This window comes from Nocardioides sp. CPCC 206348 (assembly GCF_048654705.1).
In the GTDB taxonomy this organism is placed as follows: Bacteria; Actinomycetota; Actinomycetes; order Propionibacteriales; family Nocardioidaceae; genus Nocardioides.
The window spans coordinates 60,684-69,672 of sequence record NZ_JBMCZA010000216.1 but is presented as its reverse complement, the minus strand read 5'-3'; the positions used below and the strand labels follow the sequence as shown (position 1 = coordinate 69,672).

Below are 8,989 nucleotides of genomic sequence, written 5' to 3'. Positions count from 1 at the left end.
CTCAGAGGATCGCGCCCGGGTTGTACGCCGCGGCGTCCGGGTGCTGCTCGACCAGCGCGGCCACCTGGCGGCAGACCGCCTGCGTCTGCGCGACGGCCGCACCGGTGAAGGTGATCGGGTCGGCGACCAGGGACTCGAGCTGCTCGGCGGTGAGCCCGAGGCGCTCGTCGGCAGCGAGCTTGGCGAACACGTCGTTGGTGGCCTGGCCCTGGCGCATCGCCAGCGCGGTGCCGACCGCTGCTTCCTTGATCGCCTCGTGCGCGGCCTCGCGGCCGACGCCGTTGCGGACGGCGGCCATCAGCACCTTGGTGGTGGCGAGGTAGGGCAGGTAGCGGTCGAGCTCGCGCTGGATGACCGCCGGGAACGCACCGAACTCGTCGAGCACGGTGAGGAACGTCTGGAACAGCCCGTCGACGGCGAAGAACGCGTCCGGCAGCGCCACCCGTCGTACGACGGAGCAGGAGACGTCACCTTCGTTCCACTGGTCGCCGGCGAGCTCGCCGACCATGGAGAGGTACCCGCGCGTGATGACGGCGAGGCCGTTGACCCGCTCGCAGGAACGGGTGTTCATCTTGTGGGGCATCGCGGACGAGCCGACCTGGCCCTCCTTGAATCCCTCGGTGACGATCTCATTGCCGGCCATCAGCCGGATCGTGGTCGCGAGGTTGGACGGCGCCGCCGTCAGCTGGACCAGCGCGGAGACGACGTCGAAGTCGAGCGAGCGCGGGTAGACCTGGCCGACGCTGGTGAGCACCCGGTCGAAGCCGAGGTGGGCGGCGACGCGCTGCTCGAGATCGGCCAGCTTGTCGGCATCGCCACCGAGCAGGTCGAGCATGTCCTGCGCCGTGCCCATCGGGCCCTTGATGCCGCGCAGGGGGTAGCGGGCGAGCAGCTGCTCGATCCGCTCGACGCCGATCATCAGCTCGTCGGCGACCGTGGCGAACCGCTTGCCGAGGGTGGTGGCCTGGGCCGCCACGTTGTGGCTCCGGCCGGCCATGACGGTCGTCTCGTGCTCGGCCGCGAGGCGGCCGAGGCGGGCAAGGGTGGCGACGGCACGATCCCGGAGCAGGGCCAGGGACTGCTTGACCTGCAGCTGCTCGACGTTCTCGGTGAGGTCGCGCGAGGTCATCCCCTTGTGGATGTGCTCGTGGCCGGCGAGGGCCGCGAACTCCTCGATGCGGGCCTTCACGTCGTGCCGCGTGATCCGTTCGCGGGCCGCGATGCTCGGCAGGTCGACGTCGTCGATGACCTTCTCGTAGGCCTCGATGACGCCGTCGGGCACCTCGATGCCGAGGTCCTTCTGCGCCCGGAGCACGGCGATCCAGAGCTGCCGCTCGAGAACGATCTTGTGCTCCGGCGACCAGATCTGCGCGAGGTCAGCAGCGGCGTAGCGGGTGGCCAAGACGTTCGGCACGACATTCGGGACGGTCACGTGCCTCATTCTCCCACGGCCGGAGGATCGAACCGACATCAGCGCTGCGGCCGGACCAGCACCAGTTCACCGTCCTCGTTGGCGCCGCGAAGACCGGTGAACCCGGCCTTGGCAGCCACGCGGAGGCTCGCCTTGTTGGTCGGCTCGATGCTGGCGCGCAGCCGCACGTGCTGCCGGTCGACCGGGACCAGCAACGCCTCCAGGGCCTCGGTGGCCAGGCCCAGTCCGCGTGCCTCCTCGACCAGGCCGTAGCCGACCTCGGCTTCCGGGACGCCGTCGTCGGCGGTCCCGGGAGGCCCGAAGAACCCGATCGAGCCGACGACGAGGCCGTCGTGGACGATCGACCGGGGACCCCACGGGTCGCCGTCGTGCCACAGCGACGCAGCGCCGAGGTCGTCCTCGCGCGGGAAGTCCCGGTGCCAGCCGGGCTGCCGGGCGCCGGTCCTGATCGCCTCGACCGTTGTCGCGTCCCAGAGCACCAGGCGCAGGCGTGACGTCACGAGACCCGCCGGTTGCGGCGACTCAGGCATCGACCGTTGCCCTGCCGTCGTACGACGCCAGCTGCTGCGCCACGGCAGCGAGGTCCTCACGCCACGGCTCCTCCGGGCCGGGCGGCAGGATGTCGTCCCAGTCCACGGCGAACGAGCCGAGCACCGACGGCAGGCCGCGGGTGCGGGCCATGAACCAGATGTGCAGGTGCCGTGCCCCGTCACCGATCCGCTGGACGTGGCAGCGCCCGATGTTGGGCAACCCCTCGATGATGCGGGCGATGCGGACAGCGAGGACGCCGTACTCAGCGGCCATGGTGTCGTCCAGGTCGTCGAAGTCGAGGTGCTCCAGCGGCTCCAGGATGACGACCAGGGGAAGCCCGCTGCGCTCGGCCAGGTGCTTGAGCCGCCACCGCTCGTTGGTCCAGATCACGCCGGCCGGATCGGTCGCGCAGATGCGGCAGTCCGTCCCGTCCTCGCCCTCCCGCGGCTTCTCGGGGGCCGGGTCGGCGAGGCGCTTGGTCGCCAACGCGCCGTCGACGACCTCCCACGGAAAGATGTCCCACTCGGCAACCGACGGCAGCGGCATCCGGCCGTGCTCGTCGGCGGCGGGCATCACGCGGGCATGGACCTGGTCAGCAGATTCAGCCATGGCGCCACTCTGCCAGCCGCGGCGGCATCACCCGTCGAGGAGGTCGTGCAGGTCGATCGCCACGACGCCGTGGTCCCCCACGACGACCTCGCCCTTCGGTGTCGCCTTGTCGAACAGGGCAGACAACTCCCAGTGCCCGTCGACCAGGACGTGAACCTCAAGCGTTCGATAGTCGCGATTCACGATCCAGTACTGACCAACGCCTGCAGCCGCGTACTCGGGCGCCTTGCGCAGGAGATCCTCGGACTGGGTGCTCGGCGACAGGACCTCCACGACCAGGACCGGCGAGGCCTCCACCCACGGGCCGGTGGGCAGGTCGCGCGTCACCATCACGTCGGGACCGCGAAGGCTGTGCTCCATCTTCAAGCCCGCCTCCACCATCACCCGCAGCCCCGGCAGCCCCAACTTCAGCGCGAAGACCAGGTTGGCGCTCACGACGCCGTGGTGTGCCGATGGCGGCGGGCTCATGATGGCGATCCCATGGGACCACTCGGTGCGTTCGGGAGCGGGGAGAGCCAGGTACTCCTCCCACGACATGGGGATGCGCTGCAGGGTCTCGACCTCCACGGCACCTCCTGGGAACAGCGTCGACACATCCGGACCCCTTCCATTCTGCGCTCCCGTCGGGAGCGAGGGAAGGAATGCCGCGGCACTCGGCCGACGAAACGGCGAGAATCGCCTGTCCACAGGCCTCAGTCAGTGGCCAGCATCTTCTGCCACCACACGACGTCGATCCACCGGTTGTGCTTGCGGCCGACCTCGCGCAACACGCCCTGTCGCTCGAACCCGCACGCGCGGTGGAGCGCCTCGCTCGCGTCGTTGGGCAGGGAGATGCAGGCCAGCGCCGTGCGCATGCCGCCGCTCGCGAGGCGGGCCAGCAGGTCGTCGTACAGGCGCCGGCCGAGGCCGCGGCCCGCGGCGGCGGGGTCGAGGTAGATGGTCACCTCGCGGGTGCCGTCGTACGCGCCCTTCGGGCGGAACGCCGAGGAGTAGGCGAATCCGAGGACGGTGTCGCCGTCGGTCGCCACCAGGAAGTGGTCGCCCGGGTGCGTGGAGGCGAGCAGGCCCTCCCACTTCGAGCGGGGCGGCGGCGCCAGGTCGAAGGTGGCCGTGCCTTCGTGGACCTCACGTGCGTAGATGGCCGACACGGCGTCGAGGTCAGCGTCGGTGGCCGGGCGGATCGGGCTCACTCAGTCGTCCTTGAGCGAGGCACCCTCGATGACACCCAGCGGTTCGGCAGCGATGTCGGAGCGGCGCTGGAGGCCGTCGAAGGTGATCAGGTCGGCAGCGGCGTAGGCCCGCGAACGAGCATCCTCGACGTCGTACCCGATCGCACGGACGGCGAGCACGCGGCCGCCGTCGGTGACCAGCTGTTGTCCGTCGGGGCCGTCGACGAGCTTGCTGCCGGCGTGGATCACGTCGACATCGCTGACACCGTTGGCGGCACCGACACCCGTGATCACGTCGCCCTTCGACGACGACTCCGGGTAGCCGGCCGAGGCGAGGACCACGGTCACCGAGGCACCGTCACGGAAGGACGGCGCCGGCGTCCCGGCGAGGCGGCCGTTGGCCGCGCCCGAGAGCAGCTCACCCAACGGGGACTCGAGCAGGGCCAGCACCGGCTGGATGTCCGGGTCACCGAAGCGGCAGTTGTACTCGATGACCCGCGGGCCGGACTCCGTCAGCGCCAGGCCGACGTAGAGGCAGCCGACGAACGGCGCGCCCCGGCGGTTCATCTCGTCCAGCGTCGGTTGTACGACGGTCGCCATGACGGTTGCCGCCAGGTCGGCCGGCGCCCAGGCCAGCGGCGAGTAGGAGCCCATGCCGCCGGTGTTCGGGCCGCGACCGCCGTCGAAGATCCGCTTGAAGTCCTGCGCGGGCTGGAGCGGGTGGGCCGTGGTGCCGTCGCAGACCGCGAACAGCGAGACCTCCGGGCCGTCGAGGAACTCCTCGATCACGACGCGGCCGCACGCTGCGGCGTGGGCGATCGCCTCGTCCCGGTCACGGGTCACGACGACGCCCTTGCCCGCAGCCAGTGCGTCGTCCTTCACGACGTACGGCGGTCCGAACTCGTCGAGCGCAGCGGCGACCTCCTCGGCCGTCGTGCAGGTGTAGGAGCCGGCGGTCGGCACGCCGGCCGCGGCCATGACCTCCTTGGAGAAGGCCTTCGATCCCTCGAGCAGCGCGGCAGCCTTCGACGGTCCGAACACCGCGATGCCCTCCGCACGGACCAGGTCGGCGACGCCCGCGACGAGCGGCGCCTCGGGGCCGATCACCACGAGGTCGGCGCCGATCTCCGCCGCCAGGGCAGCGACCGCCGTACCGTCCATCAGGTCGACGGGGTGCAACGTGGCGAACGCGCCGATGCCCGGGTTGCCCGGTGCCGCGTGCACCTCCGCCACCGAGGGGTCGCGGGAGAGCGCGAGGGCGAGCGCGTGCTCGCGGCCGCCGGTACCGATGACGAGGGTCTTCACGGGTACTGATCCTAGAGGTGGCCGGGTCGGGGCGATCGGGCACACTGGGGCCGACGTCCACGACCTTCTCGGGGGAAATCATGCGCGTGCCCAATGTGGGTGAAGAGTTCGGCCGCTACCGGCTCGACCGGGTGCTCGGACAGGGCGGCATGGGCATCGTGTTCGCTGCCACCGACCTGCGGTTGAACCGCACCGTCGCCCTCAAGGTCATCACCGGGGTGCTCGCGCAGTCGCCCGAGTTCCGCGCCCGCTTCCAGGCCGAGGCCGCCTCGCTGGCCCGCCTCGACTCGCCGCACGTGATCGCGATCCACGACCACGACGAGATCGACGGGACGCCGTACATCGTCACGCAGTACGTCGAAGGCGTGGACCTGTGGACCCAGATCAACGAGCACGGCGCGATGCCGGCGAAGCAGGCCCTGCAGCTGTGCGCGCAGCTGGCACGCGGGCTCGCCGACGCCCACCGGGTCGGCGTGATCCACCGCGACGTGAAGCCCGGCAACGTGCTGATCCGTGGTGCCGGCACGCCCGACCAGCACGCCTACCTCTGCGACTTCGGCATCGCCCGCGCCGACGGTGTCGAAGGTCCCGCGCCGACTGCGACCGGCATGGTCGCCGGCACCTGGTCCTACCTCTCCCCCGACCGGACCGCCGGTGCACCGGCCACGCCCTCCAGCGACGTCTACGCCCTCGGCTGCGTGCTCTGGGCCTGCCTCACCGGCCGCGAGCCCTACACCGGCACGGACGTGCAGGTCGCGATGGCGCACCAGCAGGCACCGATCCCGCGGCTGCCCGGCAGCGGACCCTTCACCGACCAGCTCAACGCCGTGGTCGAGCGCGCGCTCGCGAAGGACCCCGCCGACCGCTACACCGACGCGTCCGAGTTCCGCGCCGACCTCGAGGGCCTCGCTGCCATCGCTCCGGCCGACACCCTCGACGGCCCCGCGGGCGCGCCGGACGCGCCGACCGCCGTACGGATTCCGCCCGGAGGGGCCGCGCCCACCGTGGTCCCCGGTGGCAAGAAGTCCGTTCCCGTGCGTCACCGGCGCTGGCCGCTGGTCGTGGCAGCGGTCGCCGTCGCGGTGCTCGCAGTCGTCATCGCCGCCCTGACCTGGCGATCCCTGGACGACCCGACGAGCGAGGCCGAGGACCCGGCACCCGTCGACTGGGTGACCGGCGACCTCGACGGCGACGGGAACGGCGATGCGCTGGTCCAGCAGTCCCGCTTCGACTCGCTCAGCCCGCTGCCGACCTGGACGCTCGCATCCACGGGCCAGCTGTTCACGAAGGCGCAGCGAACAGCCAGCGCGGCCGGGACGCCTGTGCGCGGAGACGTGGACGCCGACGGTCGCCCCGACGTCGCCTGGCTGGAGGAGACGTCGGACGAGATCCTCGCCGTGCACGTCGAGCCGGCCCGGGGCGAACCGTGGGACACCGAGGTCCGGATCGAACCCGACTACGACCTGCAGGACTTCTCAGCCCGGATCGGCGACGTGACCGGCGACGGACGCGGCGACATCGTGCTGATCGGGGACGCCGGTGACGTCGACACGATCCACGTGGCGGCGGGCACCAAGGAAGGCTTTGCCGCACCGGTGCCGTGGTACCGCTCCGAGCTCTCCCAGGGCAGCATCTGGATCGCCGACTTCGACGGCGACGACACCGATGACGTCCTCTACGCCGCCGACCTCGACGACGGCCCGGTTGACGCCGACCCCGGCACCGAGGACGTCGCCGGCCTGATCCGCGTCCTGCTCGCCGACGGTGACGGCTTCACCGCGACGAAGGACCTCGACCTGACCCAGGCGCCCCGCGCGCCCCTGCTGTCCGACTGGGCCGTCGGTGACGTCGATGGCAACGGGGACGACGAGCTGGTCATCATCGGTGCCACCAACACCGGGATCATCGTCTACGACTTCGTCGACGGCGCCATCACCGAGCAGGGGTTGTGGTGGAGCACCAAGCGGACCCAGGAGGAGCGGCGCGAGGAGTTCGCCAAGGACGCGTTGGCCGATGCCACCCTCTCCGACGTCGACGGCGACGGCGACGCCGACCTCGTCCAGCTCCTCGACACCGAGGAGGACTCCCTGGCCCTCGGGGTGCGCCTCTCCGACGGCTCGAAGTTCGCCGACATCGAGGGCTGGGGTGCCCTCGACTGTGGCGCCGAGTGCGACGACAGGTTCGCGTTCATCGACTGAACCTGCGCCGCAGCCCGGCCCGGCACGGAGGGAATCAGCGCAGCGCGTGCCGCACGATCGCCTGCTCGCGCTCGGGACCCACGCCGATGACCGAGATCCGGGCGCCGGAGCGCGCCTCGACGTACTCGACGTAGTCCTGCGCGGCCTTCGGGAGGTCCTCGAAGGTGCGGCAACCGGTGAGGTCCTCGGACCAGCCGGGAAGGTTCTCGTAGATGGGTACGGCGTGGTGGAAGTCGGTCTGGTTGACCGGCATCTCCTCGTGGCGGACGCCGTCGACGTCGTAGGCGACGCAGACGGGAACGACATCGAGGCCGGTGAGCACGTCGAGCTTGGTGAGCACGAAGTCGGTGACGCCGTTGACCCGTGCGGCGTAGCGCGCGATGACAGTGTCGTACCAGCCGCAGCGACGCGGCCGGCCGGTCGTCGTACCGAACTCGAAGCCCTGCTTGCGCAGGAACTCTCCCTTGTCGTCGTTCAGCTCGGTCGGGAACGGACCCTCGCCGACGCGCGTGGTGTAGGCCTTCACGATCGCGATGACCTGGTCGATCCGGGTCGGCGGGATGCCCGAGCCGGTGCAGGCGCCGCCGGAGGTGGCGCTGCTGGAGGTCACGAACGGGTAGGTGCCGTGGTCGACGTCGAGCAGCGTGGCCTGGCCGGCCTCGAGCAGCACGACCTCGCCGCGGTCGAGGGCCTGGCCCAGCAACAGCGTCGTGTCGCAGACGTACGGCGCCAGCCGCTCCGCATGGCTGCGCAGCTCCTCGACGGTCTGCTCGACCGAGGGCGCGCGGCGGTTGTAGATCTTGGTGAGCACCTGGCCCTTGAGCTCGAGGGCGCCCTCGACCTTCTGGGTGAGGATCTTCTCGTCGAACAGGTCCTGGACCCGGATGCCGATGCGGTTCATCTTGTCGGCGTAGGTCGGACCGATGCCGCGGCCGGTGGTGCCGATCTTGCGGCTGCCGAGGAAGCGCTCGGCGACCTTGTCGACCTGGCGGTTGTAGTCGGCGATGACGTGCGCGTTGGCGCTGAGCTTGAGCTTCGACGTGTCGATGCCGCGGGCCTCGAGGCCGTCGATCTCGTGGAAGAGCACGTCGATGTCGACGACGACACCGTTGCCGATGACGGGCGTGCAGCCGGGCGTCAGGATGCCGGAGGGCAGCAGGTGGAGGGCGTACTTCTCGTCGCCGATGACGACGGTGTGGCCGGCGTTGTTGCCGCCGTTGAACTTGACGACGTAGTCGACCTGGCTGCCCAGGTGGTCGGTGGCCTTGCCCTTGCCCTCGTCGCCCCACTGGGCTCCGACGATCACGATCGCAGGCATTTGGTTCTCCTTCGTTCCGGACGGAGTCCCTCCGTCCGGAGACGGCTGCTCGACGCGCCACTGATGTTGCTGGTGGGTGTGACAAGCAAGAAGCCCCGGCAAGGACCGGGGCGCTCTTGCGGCGCAACGTTACCAAATCGCGACCGAGGGGCTAGATTCGGCGAAACAAGAACACGTTCTACTTATTCGTCGTCAAGGAGAAGCAAGTGGCAGCCAGCAGGGAAACCATCCTCGGGACCGTCCAGAACTACATCGACCTGGTCGCGAACGGCACCTCTGCCGAGGTCGTCGCCCTGTACGCCGACGGCGCGACCGTCGAGGACCCGGTCGGCACCGAGGTGCGCACCACCCGCGAGTCGATCGCGGAGTTCTACGGCGCCCTGGACGGGCTCGAGCAGGAGGCCCGGCTGATCCACGCCCGGGTCGC

The 8,989-nt window shown here is 70.6% G+C and carries 9 protein-coding genes; 2 read left to right on the top strand and 7 right to left on the bottom strand.

Features of this window, described 5'->3' with window-relative positions; translation table 11 throughout:
* Window position 1: 1 nt before the first annotated feature.
* The 6 genes from purB to purD all read right to left on the bottom strand — a co-directional run bounded on the left by purB (window position 2) and on the right by purD (window position 5,046).
* On the bottom strand, window positions 2-1,441 hold the full coding sequence (purB, locus tag ACOADB_RS23655; RefSeq protein WP_378604530.1) for an adenylosuccinate lyase: 1,440 nt from the start codon (window positions 1,439-1,441) through the stop codon (window positions 2-4).
* A gap of 29 nt (window positions 1,442-1,470) precedes the next feature.
* Complete coding sequence (locus ACOADB_RS23650) at window positions 1,471-1,932, bottom strand: GNAT family N-acetyltransferase (protein WP_378604527.1); 462 nt, start codon at window positions 1,930-1,932, stop codon at window positions 1,471-1,473.
* A gap of 22 nt (window positions 1,933-1,954) precedes the next feature.
* A complete protein-coding gene (locus ACOADB_RS23645; RefSeq protein ID WP_378604524.1) occupies window positions 1,955-2,572 on the bottom strand; it encodes a hypothetical protein in 618 nt (205 codons plus the stop codon).
* Between the two features lie 27 nt (window positions 2,573-2,599).
* On the bottom strand, window positions 2,600-3,139 hold the full coding sequence (locus ACOADB_RS23640; RefSeq protein WP_378604521.1) for a Uma2 family endonuclease: 540 nt from the start codon (window positions 3,137-3,139) through the stop codon (window positions 2,600-2,602).
* Between the two features lie 125 nt (window positions 3,140-3,264).
* Window positions 3,265-3,762: a GNAT family N-acetyltransferase gene (locus ACOADB_RS23635; RefSeq protein ID WP_378604518.1), complete on the bottom strand. Its 498-nt coding sequence runs from the start codon at window positions 3,760-3,762 to the stop codon at window positions 3,265-3,267.
* Window positions 3,763-5,046: a phosphoribosylamine--glycine ligase gene (purD, locus tag ACOADB_RS23630; RefSeq protein ID WP_378604515.1), complete on the bottom strand. Its 1,284-nt coding sequence runs from the start codon at window positions 5,044-5,046 to the stop codon at window positions 3,763-3,765. It abuts the gene before it with no gap.
* 80 nt (window positions 5,047-5,126) lie between these two features.
* Here purD and ACOADB_RS23625 point away from each other — a divergent pair, with 80 nt between their 5' ends.
* A complete protein-coding gene (locus ACOADB_RS23625; protein WP_378604512.1) occupies window positions 5,127-7,244 on the top strand; it encodes a serine/threonine-protein kinase in 2,118 nt (705 codons plus the stop codon).
* Between the two features lie 34 nt (window positions 7,245-7,278).
* Here ACOADB_RS23625 and ACOADB_RS23620 read toward each other — a convergent pair whose 3' ends face one another.
* Entirely contained in the window at window positions 7,279-8,562 is a 1,284-nt protein-coding gene (locus ACOADB_RS23620) for an adenylosuccinate synthase (RefSeq protein ID WP_378604509.1), read from the bottom strand.
* 206 nt (window positions 8,563-8,768) lie between these two features.
* Here ACOADB_RS23620 and ACOADB_RS23615 point away from each other — a divergent pair.
* A partial coding sequence (locus ACOADB_RS23615) for a nuclear transport factor 2 family protein (protein ID WP_378604506.1) occupies window positions 8,769-8,989 on the top strand: 221 nt, incomplete at its 3' end.

Bases quoted from the DNA above. Each gene is read 5' to 3' on its own strand.
- ACOADB_RS23625 (WP_378604512.1), top strand. From the start codon at position 5,127: ATGCGCGTGCCCAATGTGGGTGAAGAGTTCGGCCGCTACCGGCTCGAC.
- purB (WP_378604530.1), bottom strand. From the start codon at position 1,441: ATGAGGCACGTGACCGTCCCGAATGTCGTGCCGAACGTCTTGGCCACC.
- ACOADB_RS23645 (WP_378604524.1), bottom strand. From the start codon at position 2,572: ATGGCTGAATCTGCTGACCAGGTCCATGCCCGCGTGATGCCCGCCGCC.
- ACOADB_RS23620 (WP_378604509.1), bottom strand. From the start codon at position 8,562: ATGCCTGCGATCGTGATCGTCGGAGCCCAGTGGGGCGACGAGGGCAAG.